Origin of the sequence: Candidatus Thiodiazotropha sp. CDECU1, assembly GCF_963455295.1 — a bacterium.
GTDB lineage: Bacteria > Pseudomonadota > Gammaproteobacteria > Chromatiales > Chromatiaceae > Thiodiazotropha.
In genome coordinates this window covers 4,348,551-4,370,905 of the sequence record NZ_OY734020.1, presented here as the reverse complement: position 1 = coordinate 4,370,905, position 22,355 = coordinate 4,348,551, and the positions used below count along the sequence as shown (strand labels likewise).

The 22,355-nt window shown below is 54.2% G+C and carries 21 protein-coding genes; 13 read left to right on the top strand and 8 right to left on the bottom strand.

The window, feature by feature from the left end:
* Positions 1-44 precede the first annotated feature (44 nt).
* From R2K28_RS19965 to R2K28_RS19955, 3 genes are all read right to left on the bottom strand, one after another.
* Entirely contained in the window at positions 45-332 is a 288-nt protein-coding gene (locus R2K28_RS19965; RefSeq protein ID WP_116447427.1) for an encapsulin-associated ferritin-like protein, read from the bottom strand.
* Between the two features lie 20 nt (positions 333-352).
* Positions 353-1,696: a heterodisulfide reductase-related iron-sulfur binding cluster gene (locus R2K28_RS19960; RefSeq protein ID WP_316367235.1), complete on the bottom strand. Its 1,344-nt coding sequence runs from the start codon at positions 1,694-1,696 to the stop codon at positions 353-355.
* Between the two features lie 87 nt (positions 1,697-1,783).
* The gene (locus R2K28_RS19955) at positions 1,784-2,200 is read right to left on the bottom strand and encodes a rubrerythrin family protein (protein WP_316367233.1); all 417 of its coding nucleotides are present in this window, start codon (positions 2,198-2,200) and stop codon (positions 1,784-1,786) included.
* A 311-nt stretch (positions 2,201-2,511) separates the two neighbouring features.
* Between R2K28_RS19955 and R2K28_RS19950 the strand changes: the two genes are divergently transcribed.
* Together R2K28_RS19950 and R2K28_RS19945 are read left to right on the top strand one after the other, a co-directional pair.
* Complete coding sequence (locus R2K28_RS19950) at positions 2,512-2,949, top strand: Fur family transcriptional regulator (protein WP_316367231.1); 438 nt, start codon at positions 2,512-2,514, stop codon at positions 2,947-2,949.
* 353 nt (positions 2,950-3,302) lie between these two features.
* Positions 3,303-4,292 carry a cytochrome-c peroxidase gene (locus tag R2K28_RS19945; RefSeq protein ID WP_316367230.1) on the top strand — a complete coding sequence of 330 codons (990 nt, stop codon included), beginning with the start codon at positions 3,303-3,305 and terminating at the stop codon, positions 4,290-4,292.
* Between the two features lie 156 nt (positions 4,293-4,448).
* On the opposite strand, the gene glk is transcribed toward R2K28_RS19945, so the two are convergent.
* Complete coding sequence (glk, locus tag R2K28_RS19940; protein ID WP_316367228.1) at positions 4,449-5,432, bottom strand: glucokinase; 984 nt, start codon at positions 5,430-5,432, stop codon at positions 4,449-4,451.
* Positions 5,433-5,654: 222 nt separating this feature from the next.
* On the opposite strand from glk, the gene R2K28_RS19935 reads away from it, so the two are divergent.
* The 6 genes from R2K28_RS19935 (at position 5,655) to R2K28_RS19910 (ending at position 16,302) form a co-directional block, all read left to right on the top strand.
* On the top strand, positions 5,655-7,895 hold the full coding sequence (locus R2K28_RS19935) for a patatin-like phospholipase family protein (protein ID WP_316367226.1): 2,241 nt from the start codon (positions 5,655-5,657) through the stop codon (positions 7,893-7,895).
* 128 nt (positions 7,896-8,023) lie between these two features.
* Positions 8,024-8,332: an antibiotic biosynthesis monooxygenase family protein gene (locus R2K28_RS19930; protein WP_116447420.1), complete on the top strand. Its 309-nt coding sequence runs from the start codon at positions 8,024-8,026 to the stop codon at positions 8,330-8,332.
* A gap of 149 nt (positions 8,333-8,481) precedes the next feature.
* A complete protein-coding gene (gene uvrD / locus R2K28_RS19925) occupies positions 8,482-10,644 on the top strand; it encodes a DNA helicase II (protein WP_316369788.1) in 2,163 nt (720 codons plus the stop codon).
* Positions 10,645-10,994: 350 nt separating this feature from the next.
* Positions 10,995-12,080 (top strand): TRAP transporter substrate-binding protein, encoded by a 1,086-nt coding sequence (locus R2K28_RS19920; protein WP_316367223.1) that lies wholly within the window; start codon positions 10,995-10,997, stop codon positions 12,078-12,080.
* A 104-nt stretch (positions 12,081-12,184) separates the two neighbouring features.
* Positions 12,185-13,381: a radical SAM family heme chaperone HemW gene (gene hemW / locus R2K28_RS19915; RefSeq protein ID WP_316367222.1), complete on the top strand. Its 1,197-nt coding sequence runs from the start codon at positions 12,185-12,187 to the stop codon at positions 13,379-13,381.
* A gap of 248 nt (positions 13,382-13,629) precedes the next feature.
* Positions 13,630-16,302, top strand: coding sequence for an EAL domain-containing protein (locus R2K28_RS19910; RefSeq protein WP_316367220.1), 2,673 nt, complete (start codon positions 13,630-13,632; stop codon positions 16,300-16,302).
* Between the two features lie 237 nt (positions 16,303-16,539).
* On the opposite strand, the gene R2K28_RS19905 is transcribed toward R2K28_RS19910, so the two are convergent.
* Positions 16,540-16,992, bottom strand: coding sequence for a hypothetical protein (locus R2K28_RS19905; protein ID WP_316367219.1), 453 nt, complete (start codon positions 16,990-16,992; stop codon positions 16,540-16,542).
* A 113-nt stretch (positions 16,993-17,105) separates the two neighbouring features.
* On the opposite strand from R2K28_RS19905, the gene R2K28_RS19900 reads away from it, so the two are divergent.
* The 5 genes from R2K28_RS19900 (at position 17,106) to R2K28_RS19880 (ending at position 20,281) form a co-directional block, all read left to right on the top strand.
* Complete coding sequence (locus R2K28_RS19900; protein WP_316367218.1) at positions 17,106-17,372, top strand: WYL domain-containing protein; 267 nt, start codon at positions 17,106-17,108, stop codon at positions 17,370-17,372.
* Between the two features lie 171 nt (positions 17,373-17,543).
* Entirely contained in the window at positions 17,544-17,894 is a 351-nt protein-coding gene (locus R2K28_RS19895; RefSeq protein WP_316367216.1) for a DUF3135 domain-containing protein, read from the top strand.
* A 98-nt stretch (positions 17,895-17,992) separates the two neighbouring features.
* Entirely contained in the window at positions 17,993-18,196 is a 204-nt protein-coding gene (rpmE, locus tag R2K28_RS19890) for a 50S ribosomal protein L31 (RefSeq protein WP_316369787.1), read from the top strand.
* A 26-nt stretch (positions 18,197-18,222) separates the two neighbouring features.
* The gene (locus tag R2K28_RS19885; RefSeq protein WP_316367215.1) at positions 18,223-19,008 is read left to right on the top strand and encodes a thermonuclease family protein; all 786 of its coding nucleotides are present in this window, start codon (positions 18,223-18,225) and stop codon (positions 19,006-19,008) included.
* A gap of 148 nt (positions 19,009-19,156) precedes the next feature.
* Positions 19,157-20,281, top strand: coding sequence for a 6-phosphofructokinase (locus tag R2K28_RS19880; protein WP_316367213.1), 1,125 nt, complete (start codon positions 19,157-19,159; stop codon positions 20,279-20,281).
* A 66-nt stretch (positions 20,282-20,347) separates the two neighbouring features.
* Here the strand turns inward: R2K28_RS19880 and R2K28_RS19875 are convergent, their stop codons facing one another.
* From R2K28_RS19875 to R2K28_RS19865, 3 genes are all read right to left on the bottom strand, one after another.
* On the bottom strand, positions 20,348-21,142 hold the full coding sequence (locus tag R2K28_RS19875; RefSeq protein ID WP_316367211.1) for a hypothetical protein: 795 nt from the start codon (positions 21,140-21,142) through the stop codon (positions 20,348-20,350).
* Between the two features lie 92 nt (positions 21,143-21,234).
* The gene (locus R2K28_RS19870; RefSeq protein WP_316367208.1) at positions 21,235-21,609 is read right to left on the bottom strand and encodes a TlpA family protein disulfide reductase; all 375 of its coding nucleotides are present in this window, start codon (positions 21,607-21,609) and stop codon (positions 21,235-21,237) included.
* Positions 21,590-22,348, bottom strand: coding sequence for a hypothetical protein (locus R2K28_RS19865; RefSeq protein ID WP_316367206.1), 759 nt, complete (start codon positions 22,346-22,348; stop codon positions 21,590-21,592). Before R2K28_RS19865 ends, R2K28_RS19870 begins: the two co-directional genes overlap by 20 nt.
* Positions 22,349-22,355: the final 7 nt, after the last annotated feature.

Below are 22,355 nucleotides of genomic sequence, written 5' to 3'. Positions count from 1 at the left end.
TGGCCATATTTCCAACGCTGGCGGGCTTTGATCGGTCTTTTCCCTTATTCGTGAGCAATGGGCTTGTCAGTGAAGAGGTAGTCTTTCAACTCTTTGTCGAAGCTGGGGTCTTTGCGTCTGATCCACTCCAGTACCATGGCAGCGTGCTCTTTCTCCTCATCTCTGTTATGGGCGAGGATGGCCCGAAGATTTGCATCGCTACAGGCATCCACCCGTTGGTTATACCAGTCGACCGCCTCGAGTTCCTCCATCAGTGAAACAATCGCCCGATGCATATCACGGGTATCGTCGCTCAGTTGTTCAATGGGTTCATGGTAGCCTTCGTTCGACATGTTCTGCTCCTTCTAAGCTTTTAAAGACCGTATGCGAGGCGTAACAGACTGATCGGATGTTCCGGAACACTACCGTCACGCAGGCCGTTTTCGATATGGTGGCCCGCCATCGGGCAGTCACTGCCGTAGTGGTCGGCCTCTGCCTGTTTGACCCGGTTGACCACCGGTTTGCCGATCTTCATCGCATGTTGATGAAACTCGCTCTTGACCGCATAGGTACCGTCGTGGCCTGAACAGCGCTCGATGGCGCTGACCTGCGTATCCGGGATCAGGCTGAGCAGTTCCTTGGTTTTTGCGCCGATATTCTGTACCCGCTGATGGCAGGCGGCATGATAGGCGACCTTGCCCAGCCCCTGACTGAAGTCGGTCTTCAGGAGGCCGTTTTTATGCCGGATCATCAGGTATTCGAAGATATCGAAGATGGCATCCGCCACCTTTTTCACCGCCGGATCATCCGGGAACAGCAATGGCAGCTCCTGTTTGAACATCAATGCGCATGAGGGGACGGGCGCCACGATATCCCATCCGGCATCGACCAGTTTGGCCAGGACCGGGATATTGGCGTCTTTGGCTGCCTCCACGGCATCGAGATTACCCAGCTCCAGCTTTGGCATGCCACAGCACTGCTCCTTTTCGGCAATGGTGACGGGGATGTCGTTGTGTTCGAAGACGGCTACCAGGTCCTCACCGACGTGGGGCTCGTTATAGTTGCCGTAGCAGGTGCTGAACAGGGCTACCTTGCCTTTGGTGGCGCCGGCAGGTGTTCCCTCGGCAGCGCTGTTGATTCTCTCGGCCAGACGCTTGCGTAGCGGCTTGGCATGAAATTCGGGTAATTTCGCTTCGGGATGAACACCCAGTGAGTGATCGAGTATCTCGCGAAAATTCTTTGCCTGGTTAAAACGGTTCACCACCCCGGCAACCACAGGGATGCCTGCCAGTTTACCCAGGTTGTCGGTGCTGGTGAGGAGCCGGTCGCGAAGCTTCACATCACCCTTCTTATACTTGACGGCCTTGCCGCGCAGCATCAGGTGAGGAAAGTCGATGTTCCAGTCATGGGGCGGCACGTAGGGGCACTTGGTCATGTAGCAGAGGTCGCAGAGATAGCAGTGATCGACTACCTGCCAATAGTCGTTTTTATCGACCCCATCGACCTCCATGGTCTCCGACTCGTCCACCAGGTCGAACAGGGTTGGAAAGCTTTGGCAGAGACTGACGCAGCGTCTACACCCATGGCACAGATCAAACACTCGCTCTAGCTCTGCCATGAGCATCTCTTCGTTGTAATAGTCTGGGTTCTTCCAGTCGATTGGATGCCGTGTCGGGGCTTCCAGATTACCTTCTCTCTGGTTGCTGGGTGCTGCCATTAGATTCACTCCTGATGGTGGCGTTGGGCGGCCCAGAGGCCGCCCATGGGTCTTCCTGAACCCTGGGCTCAGGTCTCTGGCTGGACATCAATCCATTTCGTCTAATGCCTTTTGGTAACGGTTTGCGTGGGAGCGTTCCGCCTTTGCCAGGGTCTCGAACCAGTCAGCAACCTCGTCGAATCCCTCGTCGCGGGCGGTCTTGGCCATACCGGGATACATATCGGTGTACTCATGGGTCTCCCCGGCGACGGCTGCCTTCAGGTTGTCTCCGGTTGGGCCGATGGGCATGCCAGTGGCAGGATCGCCACACTGCTCCAGATATTCCAGATGACCATGAGCGTGGCCGGTTTCACCTTCCGCGGTGGAGCGGAACAGGGCAGCGACGTCGTTGTAACCCTCTATGTCGGCCTTGGAGGCGAAGTAGAGATAGCGGCGATTAGCTTGGGATTCTCCGGCGAAAGCGTCTTTTAAATTTTGCTCAGTCTGACTACCTTTGAGTTCCATATCTGGTTCTCCAAAATGATGGTTTATTGTGGAAAGAAACGTCGAGCCGCGGGGCCCTTCGCAGATGTTTAGAATAGTTATAAAATTGATTGGAATCGAGCGGTCTTTTCAATGATGTTGATAGGCAATGCCTAAGAATCACAGAGTTGGTATCCAAGTGTGATTCTACTAGCCTCAAAATTGATTCGCCAGCCATTAGCCCCCTTTGTATGCAAGACGAGCGGGCCTATCAGTCAGTAAAGCACCTGTTTAACTGACTTTTTTTGGTTTTGGGCTTGGCAAGATAGTGGGTGTGTACATATACTTTGCTGATGAGCGCTAACATCACCAGCCCGTCTACGAACCGAGACCCTATTAAACAGCGTCTCATCGATAGCGGCATCAATCTGACCAAACAGCGGGGAATCATCGCCAACACCCTGTTTGCACGCAATCAACATGTGACGGCCGAGCAGTTGTACGAAATGCTGAATCAGACTGGTGCCAGGGTTTCCAAGGCCACGGTCTACAATACCCTGGGGCTGTTTGTCAGGAAAGGGCTGGTGCGCGAGATCTTCATCGATGCGAGCCGCACCTTCTACGACTCCAATAACAGCCATCACCACCATTTCTACAATGTGGACACCGGGGATCTTATCGATGTCAAAGATCGTCTGGCACACCACTTCGTCGATCAGGAACTCCCCGAGGGTACGGCCATGGATGTGGTCGATCTGGTTATTCGGGTAAAGAACAACACCTCTGCTTAGGTCCTTAACCGGATACTTCACTATTATTCCGCCCTATCCCGGGCTACCAGCCCGCACCCGCTAAACCGACTCACCGGGATTTAAGCTGACAGACCGGCTGCAACAATTTTTCTTTTCTCCATTGACTGAATGTTGATCCATGTCAATGTTTTAGAATTATTCTAAATCTAATATAAACCCGGTTCGAATCAGGGTATTTGGTCTGGCCCGGGGTATCTGGGTGCAGAGTGAGAGTTGATACAACCGAATCGATGCCCTATCGAGTGGTCTCATCCTCGCACATACAACAGGCGTGGGGTGTCGCCACGTAAGAGGATGGCTTTACCAGTACTTCAACTATTGGGTAACAGGACATGATACGTAAACAAATTGCTACATTTTCACTCTTGCTGGGACTATCAACCGCGCTTTTCGCTATGGATGAGCCCATAAAGCCGATCAAGCCGGTACAGAATATCAACCTGGGTCAGGTCGAACTGGGCAAGAAGCTCTACTTCGATCCCCGTCTGTCCAAGTCTGGATTCATCTCCTGCAACTCCTGCCACAATCTCAGCATGGGCGGTACCGACAACCTGAAAACCTCTATCGGCCACAACTGGCAGCAGGGTCCAATCAATGCGCCGACGGTGCTCAATTCCAGTCTCAATGTCGCCCAGTTTTGGGATGGCAGGGCGGCCGATCTCAAGGCGCAGGCGGGTGGGCCCATTGCCAATCCTGGTGAGATGGCATTTACCCATACCCTGGCTATCGATGTGCTGACCTCGATACCTGAGTATGTAATGGAGTTCAAGCAGGTCTTCGGTACCGATAAGATCGCCATTGACGAGGTCACCCAGGCCATCGCCGAGTTTGAGAAGACCCTGGTAACGCCAAACTCCCGCTTTGATCAATGGCTGCTAGGGGATAAACAGGCCCTCTCACAGGATGAGATGGCCGGTTACAAGCTGTTCAAAGAGAGCGGCTGTGTGAGCTGTCACAATGGTGAGGCGGTTGGCGGTAACTCGTTCCAGAAGATGGGTGTAGTGGAACCCTACAAGGCAAAGAGTCCGGCAGAGGGTTTGAGCGCCGTAACCGGTAAGGATGCGGATCGCTTCAAGTTCAAGGTGCCAACCCTGCGCAACGTGGAGATGACCTATCCCTACTTCCACGACGGCGAGGCGGAAACATTGACCGAGGCAGTGGATGTCATGGGCAGGTTGCAGCTGGGTAAGAAGTTCTCTGAGCAGGAGAATGCCCAGATCGTCGCCTTCCTGAAGAGCCTGACCGGTGATCAGCCAGCGTTCCTGATGCCGATCCTGCCGCCCTCCACCGACAAGACACCGGAACCCAAACCCTTCGATTGATCAGACAGATCTCGCCATGGTAGTGAGCATGGTTTTGAGAGATGACTGTTTCACCTGCCACCCCCCCTTCTTGGGGGGGTGAACTGGTTTCTGCGCACTATCCCATTCAATGTGCCTGCATAGGCGTACCCAGTCTCTATCCCAGCCCGATATGGACTACCCCAGCATGGCGTAGTTCGCTGCTCCATAGAGGGCGGCTTTATCATTGAGGATGACCTGGATCGGCATGCTCAGCATGATTTTCCGCATCGGCCCCTTGGCGAGGAAAGCCTCCATGAAGATGCCCTCTTGCAGAATAGGCAGGATTTGCGGGGCGATACCACCACCCAGATAGACACCGCCCGTGGCCATGATCTTCAGGGCATGGTTTCCCGCTTCCCTGGCGTAGAGCCGGGTGAACAGCTCGAGGGACTCCCGGCACAGGGGGTCCCTCGATTCAAGGCCTGCGCTGGAGATGGCCTGGGCCTTCCCCAGTTTGTCCATCTGCCCTTGCAGCCAGGCGGGTGTCAGTCTTTCCCGGTAGTTGCTCAGGTAGTCATAGATGGCCTCGAGACCTGGACCGGAGACCAGGTTTTCCCAGCTGACGTGCCCATGTTGATTCTGCAAGGTCTGAAAGAGTCCGAATTCCAGGTCAGTGGCTGGACTGAAGTCACTATGCCCCCCTTCCGAGGGAAAGGGGTGGTATCTCTCTCCGTCCCAGTAGAGACCCGCCTCTCCCAGGCCGGTGCCGGCCGCAATGATAGAGCGATTTCCCTGGGCCCGCTCGGCACCGGGGCTGAGGGTGAAAATGTCCTTATCCTCAAGTAGCGGTATACCCCAGGCATTCGCTTCCAGGTCGTTGATCAGCCGGGTCTGCTGGAATCCGAACTGCTCACTGATCCGTCTTGCTGATACGCGCCAGGGTAGATTGGTGGTTTCGCAGACCTGATCGATAACCGGCCCGGCTATGCCGAAGCAGACACGCTCGATCACCCGGGTGGAGGGGTGGGTCAAAAAACGTTGCAACACCGCCTCGATAGAGTCGTAGGATTGACTGGGATAGGTCTCAGTCAGGAGCAGTTCGAGCTGTGACTCAGCGTTCGCTTGATAGAGTGCGAGTCGGGTGTTGGTGCCGCCGATATCACCGGCCAGTATCTGCATCTACTACCTCTTGATTGATTGGATGGTGACTGAAAATCCCCTAATCCTGCATCAATTCTATATAAATTGGTAACAAATCGCCCCTGGTCGGTTGCCTGTTTCATGGATCTGTATATGAAGGGGGTTTATTCTTGTTGTTGACAAGCTGGATCAATAATACTCGACCGGTTGTATCAGATGGCATGGATCTGGTGCATGAGGTGATCTCATGAAGAGTAAGGAATGAGGATAAGACAGCTGGCGTTCTGTCTCTTCTGCCCGGCGCTGATGCTGAGTGCTTTTCTCGGTGTTGCGCTGGCAGCCGACAGTGGCGTTGCTGAATGGGCGTCAGAAAAGCCCCGCCCAACTATCGGCCTGGTACTTAGCGGTGGCGGGGCGCGAGGTGCCGCTCATGTGGGTGTTCTCAAGGTGCTCGAAGAGTTGCGGATACCGATCGATTACATTGCTGGCACAAGCATGGGGGCGATCGTTGGGGGCCTGTATGCATCAGGTATGACCGCCGAAGCATTGGAACGGGTTGTTGGCCTGGCCGACTGGGGGAGGCTGCTTAGCGATCGACCCCCACGCTCCCAGCGATCTTTTCGCCGCAAGAGCGACGATGTAGGCTTTCTGGTCGATTTCGATGTGGGTTTAGACGAGTCTGGCTTGATCTTTCCCGGAGGGCTTGTGCAAGGACAAAACCTCGAAATGGAGATGAAACGCCTGACGCTCCCGGTGATAAAAATTGAAGATTTCGACAAATTACCAATCCCGTTTCGTGCCATAGCCACAGACCTAGTCAGTGGTGAGGAGGTGGTCCTCGATTCCGGTGACCTGGCAACGGCAATGCGCGCCAGCATGTCGGCGCCGGGTATATTCAAACCGGTTAGAAGCCAGGATCGAATATTGGTGGATGGTGGCATAGTCAACAATGTACCGATCGATGTGGTACGTGAAATGGGAGCCGATATTCTGATCGTCGTAGATGTGGGCTTCCCGCTGCTGGCGGAAACGCAACTCAATTCCGCCCTGGGTATCACAAAACAGATGTTGACGATTCTTATCAATGCCCGGGCGAAGGATCAAATCGCCCTGTTAACAACGGATGATCTCCTGATCTCACCCGAGCTTGGTGATTTGGGATCGGAGGAGTTTCAGCGGATGAAGGAGGCGCAACAACTGGGCAAGGAGAAGGCAATGGAGTTGGCGCGAACCCTGGCGCAGCATTCTATCTCGAAGCAATCCTATTTGGCTTACAGAAGAGGTATCCAGGGTGTGCGGCAGGGTCTGCCACGGGTCGACAACGTCATTGTTGAAAATGAATCAAAACTCTCCCCCAAGGTTATCGCTGAGCGTTTGGCTGAGCAACAAGATGGTGCCCTGAATGTGGATCAGCTGGAATCGGATATTGCCGATATCTACGGCCTGGATACCTTCGAGACGGTTACCTATGACATTATGGATGAAGGCGGAGAAACCAACCTGGCCGTACGTGCCAGGGAAAAGAGTTGGGGGCCTAACTACTTGCGATTCGGCATCAACTTGGAAGACGATTTCGAAGGTGAGAGCAACTACAATTTTGCCGTACGATTCACGCGTACGGAAATCAATGAAAAGGGCGGGGAGTTTCGTGCAGAGCTCCAGATAGGAGAATCGCCGCGCCTGTTTGCGGAGCTCTATCAGCCACTTGACTACGCATCACGCTGGTTCATAAATCCTTATTTCGTCTATCAGAGAGAGAACTCTACCCTGTTCCAGGATGGATTGCGGATCGCCCAATTTCTTTCAACTTCAACCACCTTCTCATTTGACGGAGGTCGCCAACTCGGTAATTGGGGAGAGATCCGGATCGGGTTAAGTCGCTCCCGCGTCGATGATGCATTGCGGGTGGGTCAGCCCGCTTTGCAAAATGGATCGACTGATATCTATGGCATATCCACGGGATTTTCATATGACACCATCGATAGAGTGGCGATACCCAGGTCGGGTTTGAACCTTTCCCTCGGCTGGTCGAGCATTCGTCAGAACTTCGGTTCGGATATCGCCTTTGAGGTTGCGGGACTGTTTTTTTTAAAACCCCAGACCTGGGGTGATCACACGCTTCTGCACTGGTGGGATATTAGCGGCACCACAAGAGATGAAACAGCCGGGGTGAAACCACTTTCTCTTGGCGGCCTGTTTAACTTGTCGGGATATGCAGCGGGCGAGCTGGTGGGGAAACATTCCGCAATAGGACGCCTGCTCTATTATCATCGGCTTGGAAAGCAGGCCATGCCTGTTTTCAGTACACCGGTCTATCTGGGAGGTTCCATTGAGGCAGGTAACGTATGGCAATCCAGGGATGAAATCTCTGCCGATAATACCCTGCTTGCCGGTAGTATCTTTATTGTGTTCGATACCTTGCTGGGTCCCATATACGTGGCATATGCAAGGGCAGAGGATAACCACCAATCGGCCTATCTTTTTCTTGGTCAGACATTTTAGCGCCAACTGCAACACCTGTGAGGGTGCTGAGATAGACCATGGATGCTTTGGTATGACCTCCCATATCATGGGTATATATCGGTTCGCAGACCCTTTACCCTTAGGCCATTCACACAGGAGTTGAAGCCATGTTCATTGTCGCCAATCGCGTCCCTGTTGCCGCAGGCTACCAGGAGATGTTCGAGGCGCGTTTTCGCAAGCGCGCGGGCCAGATCGAGAAACAGCCAGGTTTTGTACGCATGCAGGTTCTGCAGCCGGCAAAGCCGGTGCTGCCCTATGTCGTTCTCACCACTTGGCAAGACAAGGCCTCATTCGAAGGTTGGGTGGGCAGCGAGGACTTTCGTAACGCCCATGCCAATCCGATGCCGAAGGAGGCCTTCGATGGTGAAGGTGCCATCGAGATGCACGAAGTGATCATCAGCGCCGAGGCTGGCTGATCAGAGGCCGGGCCGCCCTTGCCATGGATTTCAATCCCCCCCATCGTCGCTGACTTGACAGGCAACCGGGTCCATATGCTGAACGGAGTGGTTGGAAAACCTCTGCAAATGGTGGCTTTTGTCACCGTCGGATGAGTAAACTAGCCACTATGGATGTTTCTCCCATACTCGATCCTCTGAACGACGCGCAGCGTGAGGCGGTAACCGCACCCATCGGCAATCTGTTGGTGCTGGCAGGGGCAGGCAGTGGCAAGACCCGGGTCCTGGTGCACCGCATCGCCTGGCTGTTGGCGGCAGAGGCCGTATCGCCCTGGTCGATTCTGGCGGTCACCTTCACCAACAAGGCGGCGAAGGAGATGCGTTACCGCATCGAGGATCTGCTTGGTCAGCCGCTGGGGGGGATGTGGGTCGGTACCTTTCATGGATTGGCCCACCGCCTGTTGCGGGCCCATTGGAAAGAGGCGGGTCTGCCTCAGAGCTTTCAGATACTCGATTCCGACGATCAGTTTCGACTCATCAAGCGGCTGTTGAAAAACCTGGATCTGGATGAGGCTCGATGGCCGCCACGACAGATCCAATGGTTCATCAATGGGCGCAAGGATGAGGGGCTGCGCGCGCAGCATCTGGATGATGGGGGTGATCCCTATCAACAGCAGATGATCCGTCTCTACAGTGAGTATCAGGGTGCCTGTGAGCGGGGCGGCCAGGTCGATTTTGCGGAGCTGTTGCTGCGCGCCCATGAGCTATGGCGGGACAGGCCGGATATCCTGCAGCACTATCAGCAGCGCTTTCAACATGTACTGGTGGATGAGTTTCAGGATACCAACTCGATCCAGTACGCCTGGCTCAGGATGCTTGCCGGTCCACGTAACAATCTCTTCGTGGTGGGTGATGACGATCAGTCCATCTATGGCTGGCGCGGCGCCCGGGTGGAGAATATCCAGAGCTTCCAGTCCCACTATGAATCAGCAACCCTGGTGCGCCTGGAGCAGAACTACCGTTCCAGCGGGAATATCCTGAATGCCGCCAATGCCCTGATCAACAACAATCCTTCGCGTCTGGGCAAGCAGTTATGGACCCAGGACAGTGAGGGTGAGCCGATCAAGCTCTATGCCGCCTTCAACGAAATCGATGAGGCGCGTTTTGTGGTGGAGAGAATCAGGCAGTTTGTGGATGAGGGCAACAGCCGCTCGGAGGCGGCCATACTCTACCGCACCACCGCCCAGTCACGTCTCTTCGAGGAGGCGCTGCTGCAGGCCGCCATCCCCTATCGTGTCTACGGCGGCCTGCGTTTCTTCGAGCGGGCGGAGATCAAGGATGCCCTCGCCTACCTGAGACTGATCAATACGTCTCAGGATGACGGGGCCTTCGAGCGGGCGGTCAATATGCCCCCGAGAGGGATCGGTCCCAAGACCATGGATGCGGTGCGCGCCCATGCCAGGGATTTCGACTGCTCCCTGTGGCAGGCGGCTTGCGATTTATTGCAAGGTGGGGCGATGGCAAAGCGGGCGGCAACGGCATTGCAGGGTTTTCTCGACCTGATGGATGAGCTTCGCTTGAATTGTGCAAACCTTTCCCTGCCTGAAAAGGTCGAGCAGGCGCTGCAAGCCAGTGGACTACCCGACCACTTTGACAAGAGCCGTGATGGCAAGGGTATCGACCGTAAGGAGAATCTGGAGGAGCTGGTCAACGCCACCCGTCAGTTTGGCTATGAGGCCAATGCAGAGGAAGAGTTGGATGAGCTCTCCACCTTTCTCTCCCACGCCGCGCTGGAGGCGGGTGAAGCACAGGGGGATCCCGCGGAGCCCTGTGTCCAGTTAATGACCCTGCACTCCGCCAAAGGACTTGAGTTTCCCCTGGTTTTCCTGGTCGGTATGGAAGAGGGACTGTTTCCCCACAGCATGTCGGCGGATGATCCGGCGCGTTTGGAGGAGGAGCGGCGGCTCTGCTATGTGGGGGTAACCCGCGCCATGCGTGAACTCTATCTCTGTCATGCCGAGAGCCGGCGACTGCACGGTAGTGACAGCTATCCTCTCCCGTCCCGTTTTATTCGGGAAATGCCGGCTGAATTGATGTCGGAGGTGCGGGCCGGTCCCGCCACCAGCCATCCCATATATGGCAGTCCGCCCCACCTGGAGGTGGCTGAGCTGAGTGGATTCAGTCTTGGCCAGCGGGTGCGTCATAGCAAGTTTGGTGAGGGTGTTGTGTTGAATGCGGAAGGCCAGGGCCGCAGCGCCCGGGTGCAGGTGAATTTCGAAGAGGTCGGGAGCAAATGGCTGGTGGTGGCCTATGCCAATCTTTCTCCCTGTTGAATGCTTTTTTTGTTATAGGAATTGAACGGGAGTTAGCTTAAAAAACTTAGAGATTTTTATGCCCCCCGGCGCCTGACGGTTGTCTTTCTCCGACGCCCCGACAGCACATCCCTGCGCCCAAAGGAAGTGCCCTTGGGGTGTGCTGACAGGGCTTACGCGGCATCCCTGCCGCTACTGCGAAAGACAACCGTCAGGCACCTAGCAGGGTCCATTGAATTTATGATGGATACTAATCTAGGTTTTTGTAGAGTTGATGTAGTGTGGATTATTCCAGGATTTCAGCGGAACATAGGATGTCATTCACTATGTTCGATGTTCGAGTAGCAACATAAACAGAACAGGAGAGAGGCATGAAACGTCGTGATTTTATGAAACGTGCTGGTGGTGGGACCCTGGCTGTGGGTGCCGGTATGGCAGGTCTGCGGGTTGCCGAGGCGAAGCCGCAGATCAAGTGGAAGATGGTTACCACCTGGCCGAAGAACTTTCCGGGACTGGGTACCGGCGCCAACAAGCTGGCCGAGGTGATCAATGAGATGAGTGGCGGGCGGATGCATGTCAAGGTGTATGGCGCGAAAGAGCTGGTGCCCGCCTTTGAGGTGTTCGATGCGGTTTCAAGGGGTACCGCTGAACTGGGACATGGTGCCGCCTATTACTGGAAGGGGAAAAGCGAGACCGCCCAGTTTTTCTCCACGGTGCCGTTTGGCATGACGGCACAGGAGATGAACGGCTGGCTCTACTTTGGTGGTGGCCAGGAGTTATGGCAGGAACTGTATAAACCCTTCGGCCTGATACCCGCGCCGGGGGGTAATACCGGGATGCAGATGGGGGGCTGGTTCAATAAGGAGATCAAAAGTGTCGGTGACCTGAAAGGGCTGAAGATGCGCATCCCCGGACTCGGTGGTGAGGTACTCAAGCGCGCCGGCGGCACACCGGTCAACCTGCCGGGCGGGGAGCTCTTTACCTCGCTGCAGTCGGGTGCCATCGATGCCACGGAGTGGGTCAATCCCTACAATGATCTGGCCTTCGGTCTGTTCAAGGCGGCAAAATACTACTATTACCCCGGCTTTCATGAGCCGGGCACCACTCTCGAGGCGATCATCAACCAGAAGGCCTATGATGCATTGCCGAAAGACCTGCAGTCGATCGTCATCAATGCCTGCAAGATAGCCAATCAGGAGATGTTGGCCGAGTATACGGCGCGCAACCCGGCGGCCTTGAAGACCCTGGTCGAGAAACACAAGGTGGACATCCGCGTCTATCCCGGTGATGTGCTGGAGACCTTGCGTAAATATTCAAACCAGGTGGTGGAGGAGCTTGCCGCCAAGGATGCCTTTGCAAAGAAGGTGTACGATTCCTATATGGGTTTTCTCAAAGGCTCACGTGAGTGGGGGGCGATTTCCGATTTTGCCTATCTGCAGTCCCGTGACAAGGCGTAGTGTCATCGTCGGTGTTTGATCGACGCCGCATACTGAACCCGACGGCGAGACCCGCCGTCGGGTTTGATGGAATCGGATCGGTAGAAAATGGTCTGGTCTGATGCATGGGGTCAGGTTCTCCGGCGATTGCCGCTAACGGTGTGTTAAAGCCCCCTCCACTCTCTCTCTATATCCATATCCCCTGGTGCGCCCGGAAGTGCCCCTATTGTGATTTCAACTCGCATACCCGACATGGGCCCATCCAGGAGCTGGCCTATGTGGATGCCCTGCTGCAAGACCTGCGTGGGGAGCAGAAATTGGTGGCAGGGCGGCCGCTGCAGACAATATTCATAGGCGGCGGAACACCAAGCCTGTTTTCAGCACAGAGTATCGAGGGATTGCTGTCCGGGGTGGCAGAAGTGATGGCCTTGGATGAGGCGCTGGAGATAACCCTGGAAGCCAATCCGGGGGCCTTGGAGTCTGAGCGTCTTCCCGGTTACCGGGAAGCGGGCATCAATCGTCTCTCCCTCGGGATACAGAGCCTGAATCCCGATTCCTTGCAGGCCCTGGGGCGTATCCATGGCCCCGATGAAGCTGTCATGGCGGTGGAGCGGGCAAAGCAGGCGGGTTTCGAGCGCATCAATCTTGACCTGATGTTCGGGTTGCCGGCACAGACCCTGGAAATGGCTCAGGGGGATCTGCAGGCAGCCATAGGATTGGGTCCGAGCCATCTCTCCTACTATCAGCTGACCCTTGAGCCCAATACCCCTTTTTATCAATCACCCCCGGATCTGCCGGATGAGGAGAGGCTTTGGCAGATACAGCAGCAGGGCCATGAGATGTTGCTGAGGGCGGGATTCCAACAGTATGAAATTTCCGCATTCTCCCACCCGCAAGAACAATGCAGACACAATCTCAACTATTGGCGCTTCGGTGACTATATCGGCATAGGCGCCGGTGCACATGGCAAGCTCTCCACACAGGATGGTGTGATAAGGCGGCGCTGGAAAAGACGTCATCCCAACGATTACCTTGCCGCTGCAAAGGGGGGCGTGCCGTTTCTGCAGGGTGAGCGTGTATTACAAGCCGAAGACCTGGTAATCGAATTCATGATGAATGCGCTTCGTTTGTGCGATGGCGTGGAGGCGGAACTCTTTAGCGCGACCACTGGCCTGGATCTGGAGTACATGGGGGAGCCATTGAATGGGGCGATAAAAAAGGGGCTGTTGTATCCTGTGGACGGAAGGCTCTGCCCCACCCCTTTGGGATTAAGATTCCTCAATGATCTGATCGCAATGTTTGAAGTTAACAGAACTACTTAAATAATTCTTTACATACTGGGTGTAAGGTATTAATTTAAGTGGACATCATAAAAATAAGATATGCTTTGTTCAGGAGCTTCAACAGCCCATCGTCTAATCTGGATACGCGAGCTGTCACGCAGGGAGCGAACCGGACCCATGGTTTCCGATCCTATCGCCAAGGTGATGAACCGGAGTGAGCGGTCTATAGATTCCAGTCCAACTTGAGCCTGTGGGGGATCTGGCACTTGTAGTGCCATGATGACGATATGCAACTGAATAGCAAAGTTGCCGCGGTTATGGCGGTGCTATTCCTATGCCTTTTCACAGTGGATGTGTATCTCGATTATCGCCAGATGAGCGGCAGCAGCAGTGCCGTTGCAGAATCGGTGACGCTCGCTCCTGCCCGTGTTGATGGCCAGACTGTAGGCCAAATCTATCAGCAGTTGGCAGTTATCATAAAACAACGTGCCATCTTCTATGCCATGGGCTTTTTGCTCAGCCTGCTCCTGCTCGCTTGGGTGTTGAACAAGGCATTGCTGTTTCCGGTATCACGTCTGAAGCGGGTTGCCCTGGAGCTTGCACGCGGTAACTATCTGGCGGCGATGAATCTACCGGAACATGATGAATTAACCCAGGTGTCTCAAGCCTTCAAGCATATGGCCGGGGAGATTGCAAAACGGGAAGAGGTCGTGAATAGGCAGAAGGGACTCTATTCCGCGCTTTCCCAAACCAGTAAGACGATACTGCGCAATCGATCGCCGCAGGTGCTTTTTGAGCGGGTGTGTGACATTGCGGTGACCTTTGGCGGTTTCAACGCGGCATGGATCGGCGAGGTCAATGAGATGGGTAAAAATATTCTGCCCATTGCCAGCGCCGGGATCAATCTTGAGAGTCTCAAGGCCTGCACATTCGAGCTCGACCTCACAAACCCACAGGCAGACAGTCCGCTGGCCATATCGGTATATGGAAAATGTCCGTCGGTAATTGATGAAGTTGATGTGGATCCTGGGAAAACGCCCTGGCATCGCCTGGCGAAGCTCAGCGGGAGTCGCTCGGCGGCGGTGTTTCCCATCGTCACCCATCAACAGGTGGTTGCGACACTTACTGTGTATGCCCAGGAGCGCAGCTATTTTACCCTCACGATTCATGACCTGTTGCATGAAATGGTCAGCGATCTCGCCTTTGCCATAGAAAACTACGAACGTACTCAAGCGCACCAGTTGGCACATCACTCCCTTGAAAGATCCTCCGGTGAGCTAGAGGCGGTAAACAAAAAGATGTCGCTGATACTGGAGTCTACTGGGGAAGGCATATTTGGTATCGATGAGCGTGGCGCCTGTAGCTTCATTAACAAGGCGGCGGCAGAGATGCTCGGCTATACCCAGGAAGAATTGCTCAATCAACAGATACACACCCGGGTGCGCATGTTCGATGAGGCGGGGAAATCCTTCAACAGTGCAGTGCTCAAGCGAGGGGAATCGGTTCGGGTCAAGGATGAGTCTTTCTTGCGCAAAAACGAAACACTTTTTCCGGTTGAGTACTCAACCTATCCGATTAAAGAGAGTGGCAAGTTCAAGGGGTCGGTTACGGTGTTCAGGGATGTCACATCTACCCGTTCCATGATGCGGGAAATGCGTTTTCTTGCGACTCACGACTCCCTGACCCACCTGCTGAATCGTCATGCCTTCGATCAACGGCTGCGAGAGACCTTCGCCAATAGTAAAGATCATGGCGTACAACATGTATTGCTGTATATGGACCTCGATCAGTTCAAGCTGGTCAACGATACCTGTGGTCATGTTGCTGGGGATATGATGTTACGCCAGCTATCTCATCGGCTACAGCGCACCATCGGGGGTGACGATGTGCTGGCCCGTCTTGGTGGGGATGAGTTTGGTTTGTTGATGGAGAACTGCCAACTTGAACGGGCGCAACGCCTTGCCAGCAAGATCTGCAGTGTGATCAAGGATTTTCGATTCTCGTGGGAAGGGAGAGCCTTCTCCACCGGGGTGAGCATTGGCATCGTCGCGATAGGTCCGAATACGGAAAGTCCTCACAGTGCGCTCAGTTCCGCCGATGCGGCCTGCTATGTGGCCAAGGACATGGGAAGAAACAGGATCCATGTGTTTCAGCCATACGACGAGGAGATTAAACGGCAGCAGGGTGAGATGCGCTGGGTCGGAAGGATCGAAAGCGCCATGGATCAACAACGCTTTTCTCTGCTGCAACAGCCGATTATGTCGCTGCGTAGTACGGCCATCGGTGACGAACATATTGAAGTGCTGTTGCGTATGCAGGATGAGCGAGGCAAACAGATCATGCCCGGGGCCTTTATTCCTGCTGCGGAACGTTACAACATCATGGGCACGCTCGATCGCTGGGTCATCAGTCATGCCTTCAGATGGTTATCGGAAAATCCGCAGCGAATGGAAGAGTTGGGGCTGTGTGCCATAAACCTCTCCGGCCAATCCCTGGGGGATGGCACACTACACGAACATATCTTGGAACAGCTGCGCAAATTTGACCTTCCCGCAGACAAGATCTCGTTTGAAATTACCGAAACCGCGGTAGTCAGCCGGCTGGATCAGGCGGCTCGCTTCATCAGTCTGTTGAAGCGCCGTGGATTTCGTTTTGCATTAGATGATTTCGGTACCGGCATGTCATCTTTCTCCTATTTGAAGCGCCTGCCGGTGGACTACCTGAAGATCGATGGCAGCTTTGTTTCAAACATGGTGAATGACCCGGTGGATAAGGCCATGGTGGAATCGATCAATGAAATCGGTCATTTGATGGGCCTGCAGACCATTGCCGAGTACGTGGAGGATGATCAGACCCTGGAGCAGCTGATCGACATTGGCGTGGACTATGCCCAGGGATTTGGGGTTGTGCGGCCAATGCCATTGGATATGGCTGATCCCGGCCCGCTTAACGCGGCCTAGGGCCTGTTAACACTAATCCAAAGCACTCTGCTGGGCGCAAAAACAGCCCCAGCCCTTCGGGTTACGCCTGAAAAAGCGCCACTCAGCGTTGCTCGTCGTTCATTTGGAGTGACCAAACTTCTCTCCTCGCGCCTTGATTGGCGCTTTTTCAGGCACAACAGAGTGCTTTGGGTTAGTGTTAACAGGCCCTAGACCGATCAAACAAGCGACCCGTTAGATTATTAGAGCTGGCGGACGTTAATCGAGACGGCACTGGTTCATGAAGGCTTCCAATCCTACCTCTTCAGCATAACCCTTAAGGAGTTTTGGTCTAGGGCCTTTCTCCTTGACCTCGAAGACCTGATCTGGGTTGTTGGGTAGGTTGCCATACTTCCCTGCCGGTATCTTTATGCTGGCTACTGTTTTACTGCTGCGCTGGCCCTTGCGCGCGAGCTTCTTCTTTGTCGAGGGTTTTGTTTTGGCCTTTGTCTTGTCGGCTTGGCCCGTAATCTTTTGGATTATGCGGTTGACCCTTTTATAGTTGTGTCGGATGTAGGTTTCGAAATTAATTCCATTATCTTTCAAAATCTTATCGATTTGACTGCTGGCGTTACTGAGCGCTTTATTTACCACCTCGGCCTTTTTTTGCTCGGCTTCCAGTCGTGCTATCTTTGCTCTAAGGCTCTCGATCTCTTTCTTAATGTTCGACATACATCCAAGCCCTTTAGTGTTTATCTTTAAAAACGCGATCCAAGGTCAAGTTAATATAACGATTTTAAGTTGGCTTTGGCACCAATAGCAAATGCAGCAATGGTATTAGAGACATGAATGATGACTATCGACCCGTGGCATGTTCCCAGCATGAGACATATGAGTATGCTGTCTTGAGACGGTCGATGCTGGATATTAATTGGCATGACGAAGGGGGAAATAGGTGTCGGGCCAGGGTCGTGCCGATCGATGTTGTAACCCGTGATAGGGCCGAGTATCTGGTTGTAAAACAGGAAGATAAAGTGATTCGATCGATAAGGTTGGACCGTATTATTGAGGCCAGGGAGGTCGCTGGTGGTGAGGGCCAGCTGGATCGATGATTGTAGTCAAAATATTGTCGTTTCCATGGTAATTGGCATAACCCTCTGTTTTTATGGGCAAAGTAGGTGCTCGTAGGTGCGCCATTATGACATTTCAGGAATTTTCATCGGGGACATATTCGAGTTGCTGTGATAATTTTCTTTATATAGTGGGAGTACGAGGCTTGATCGATGACGCAGCTAAGCAACCGAAACCTGGATTTCGATCATCTCCTCCAATTGGCGGAGAGGGACCCGATGCGTTTCGAGGATATGCGTCAGGCAGCCATTGATGACTTCATCGCCGCACTCCCGCAGGAGAGGCAGCAACGGATGCGACAGCTGCAATGGCGTATCGATCAGGAGCGTAGAAATCGTTCGCCGATCAGTGCCTGTGTGAAGATTTCCAGCATGATGTGGGACCACATGGTGGGACCCCAGGGCCTGTTGGGCTACCTGCAGGGTGATATCAGAAGTCGTTCCGAGGCAGATCACAGGGCCTGCAAGGTGCTGGATTTCCCCATCAGGCCCTCTCGACAGTAGAGGGGCTTGCCTTGACGGACGTCTTGGCATATTATTCCGCTCTTTCCCTGCCCTTGGGGCAGATCGTCAACGATGTCATTCTCATAAGAGAGTCAATCATGAAGCCGGATATTCATCCTCGTTATGAGGAGATCAAAGTCGTATGTAGCTGTGGTAATGAGATCCTCACGCGTTCCACGCTGGGCCAGGAGGAGATACATGTGGAGGTATGCTCTTCATGTCATCCCTTCTATACAGGCAAACAAAAGATCGTCGACACCGCTGGACGTGTGGACAAGTTCCGCAGGAAGTACAGCCGTTAATCCAGTACTCGCCGCTGTGTAGTTGCATGGCGTCACTGGTCGAGATGTTAAAAAGGGCTCCGCTTTGCGGGGCCTTTTTGTTGTTCTCCCACCTCCTCCCCTCCCTCTCTCAAGCCGCAAGCTGCTCACCCTGCAGTGCCGACCTGCTTCCAGTCGCCTCCATCCATGATGGTGATACCTTGCGCCTTAGGGACGGGCGCAGGCTGAGACTGATTGGCGTGAATACACCGGAACTTGGTCAGGGGTCGGCAAACGAGCCGCATGCGCTGCAGGCCAAGCACCAGCTCGAGGGGTTGGTGAAGCGTAGTGGCGGTTTGGTCAGCATATGTATGGGTAGCGAGGAACAGGACAGGTACGGTCGCTTTTTGGCCCACCTATATGATCGTCATGGGGAAAGCATTAATCGTCAGTTGTTGATGCAAGGGGCGGGATATCTCATTGCTGTGCCACCCAATCTGAGAAACCATGGCTGCTACGAGGATGCGGAAAGGGAGGCGCGCAAGGAAAACAAAGGGGTTTGGCGTCTCCCCATGAAAGATGCCTCGGGCTTAAGCGGCATTGAGACAGGTTTTCATATTCTTACCGGTTACATCGTCCGGGTAGGCCAAAGCCGGAGTGGCGTATGGCTGAACCTTGATGGTGGCCTGGCACTACGCATTACTTGGGACGATTGGCGAAGGTTCAATATCGATGATCCGGACTCACTCCTGGATACTGAGCTCGAGGTGCGCGGCTGGATCTATCATCGAGACGGTAAGCAGCGGATGCGGATTCGACATACATCCTCCATTCGCTGGCTAGGGGGCGAATGAGCCACTGGCTATCATTCAAGGCTGGCCGGCGCTGGAATCTGCCGAGGAGCTCTGCAGCCAATGCATTGTTGTAGTGTATCATTGCCTGACTGGGAGAGGTCGTCACTCTTTCATGCAGACTTAGTGGGAAATCGATATAGGAGCCTCAATGACCATTCATATCGGAATATTGACCTCAGGCGGCGACAGCCCTGGCCTTAATGCAGCAATTCGGGGTGTTGGCAAGGCGGCTGCCAATTTCTACGATATGCAGGTAATAGGAATACGTGATGGTTTTCGTGGCCTGGTTGAAAACCGCATCATGCAACTGGATAGCACCACACTTTCGGGGATTCTCACCCGGGGTGGCACCATTCTGGGCACCAGCAGGGAAAAACCCCACCGCATGAACTTCAACGGCAAACGCCAGGATATGACCGATGTCATCGTTGAGAATTATCAGGCCCACCACCTGGATGCCCTGGTCTGTATCGGTGGCGGCGGGACGCAGAAAAATGCCTTGCAGTTGGTGGAAAAGGGGCTCAACGTTATTACCCTGCCCAAGACCATCGATAATGATGTGGCGCACACGGATACAACTTTCGGTTTCGATACGGCATTGGGTATAGCCACGGACGCCATCGATCGCCTGCACAGCACGGCTCACAGCCATCATCGGATCATCGTGGTTGAAATCATGGGGCATCGTGCCGGTTGGCTGGCCCTGGGGTCAGGCTTGGCGGGCGGCGCAGATGTCATACTATTGCCCGAGATCGGCTACGACATCGAAAACGTTGCGGAGGCCATCAGGGCTCGCGCTGTAGGCGGTAAACACTTCAGTATCGTTGCGGTGGCGGAAGGTGCGCTACCAAAAGGCGAATCTGAGCAGTATCAGATGCTCAGGGAAAGAAAGGATGAGGCCGGCAACAAGAAGGATCGCAAGCAGGCAAAAGCGGAACTGGCCGCATTCGAGGCCGCCCATGCAAACCATACGGTTACCCTCTCCCGCCAGCTTGAGGAGTTGACCGGGCTCGAATCGAGGGTGACCATCCTCGGTTATCTGCAACGGGGCGGTACACCCTCCGCCGCGGACAGGCTGCTCGCTACCCGCCTGGGAACCGCCTGTACCGACCTGATATCGAAAGGTGTGTTCGGTGTCATGGTGGCGGCAAAGGGTGAACTCGCCGTACCCGTGCCCCTTACGGAGGTGGCGGGCAACAAAAAACTGGTCCCCACCGACCACCCCTGGGTGGTCAGTGCGAAACGGATTGGAATCAGTTTTGGGGATAGTTAGTGTCTGTCCGGAAAGACAACCGTCAGGCGCCGAGGGGTTAAAGATACCCTTTGTCTCTGGACAGGATTAAAAAAGCGGTACGAATTTTCGCATCCCGTTCATCACCGGGCTCACGGTGTGTGACATTGCCCCCACGTCGTTGGTCATCACGCCCACATTCCGGGTGAGGTGGTTCATATTGCCGTTCATGCCCTTTACCTGGGAGGTGATGGCCTTCATGTTCTTGTTTGTCTGCGCCATATGTTGATTCATCTGGGTTACGCCGCCTGACATGGTGTGGGTATCGCTCCCGATGGATGCGATATGGTGCCTAATCTGATTCATGTCGGTGGACATGCTGGTCATGGAGCGTTCCATGATGTGTACCACGTAGAACAGATAGATCAGGGCGGCCACCGCGATCAGCGTCCCCGGCAGGGAAAAGAGCTTGATTCGCTGGATCCGGTACGACTGCTCCTTCTCAATCGCTTCCAATCTATCCAGGAGCAGCTTCTCTTTCTCTTCCGTTTCGGAATGGCTCTGTTCGAAGGCCTGGGTCAAGCGATCGCTGAACTCCTCGATGATCTTTTCCTGGTGGTCCTCACGCTCACGGCTGTCTTTGTGGATCTTATCGAAGACCGATTGCAGTCCCTGCATCAGTCCAGGCAGGATGCGGCTTTCATTCGCTGGCTTTGTAGTCTCTGTGGTCTGCTTGGCTTTTGTTTTTGAAGCAGATTTTGGAGGCTGCTTTTTTGCAGTCTGTTTTTTGCGGGTTGTCGCAGCCGGCTTTGTTACGCTCTGCTTCTTACGGGTGGTTGTACCACTGGCGGCGCGCTGTTTTTTTGCCGGCGCGGCCTTCTTTTTACTGGTTTGACTGGCCATGAGACTCTTCCATATTGGTTGGGCGAGTCGATTAGTTTATAATAAATATCTAATTTAGTCTCTGATTCAGGTCACGCTTTTTTGCCCTTCCCTCACGGCTCGGCCAGTAACCGGTCGATAACCTCAATCACCTCTTTGCTGTCCCAGTTGAGGGCCCTGTTTGCGCTGTAGCGTATCCGGCCCTGCCGATCGACGATGAAAGAGCTGGGGAAGCTGAACACCCGCCAGGCCAGGGAAGTGAGTCCATCCCTGTCCATCAGGACCGGAAAATCGACGGGTATCTGCTCGAGAAACGCCTCAATCTCCTTTGGTGACTCGCGATAATCGACCGAGACAATCCTGACCTGCTGATTCGGATAGTTCTCCTGCAGGCGGTTCAGTGAGGGGATCTCCTCTACACAGGGCGGACACCAGGTGGCCCAGAAATTGACCAGTACAACCTGGTCTTTAAGTGATCGAAGATCCATGTGGCGTTGGTGGCTGTCTGTCAAACTCAACGGTGGGGCTGGGATTGGCCGCTGCAGGGTTGTCAGTGTAGTTAGATTTGTGGCAGGTATAGGTGCTGCAGTTGCTGCAAGGTTGGTCGTGGTAGACATAGGTGGGTGAACCAGCCTGCCACAGGGTTGTGACGACCTGGTCCAAGCGCCAGCGTTGACTGCCGAGTTCAGGTTGATAGATTATCAAGGGTAGGTTGGTGGCATTTAGAATTGGATCGATTGCCGGTGGTTCGCCCGCTATCGGGGCAGGCCCGAACAGGTTTGGATAGAAGAGGATTGCGCCTAGCAAACGTGACTCTTGCTGGGTAGCCTGCCAGCGGTTAACCCCCCTTAACAGGGGCAAGGGCATACGGTCGTAGCTGGCGAGGAGTATCTGTTTGTCACTCCTTTTATGGGCGGCCCTAATGACTGCGGCGACACCTTCACCATCGAGGGTGCGTACGTTTTCACTGGAGCGGGGAAGGTAATAGGCTTGCAGCAGATCGACACGCCAAATCTCTATCCCGGATTCAGAGAGCTGCTGCAACAGGGCGTCAAAAAGGCGGCGAGGTTCGGCATGATCCACCAACCAGATCATGACCAGCTCCCCCGCTGCTTGCCTGATATCGATGCTGATATCATTGCCGTCACTATCAGTTACGGAGTGCTCGATGGCTGTTAAGGCCGGGCTGCTTGATAGTAGAAGAAAAAATAATATCAGGACTCGCATTATGGTG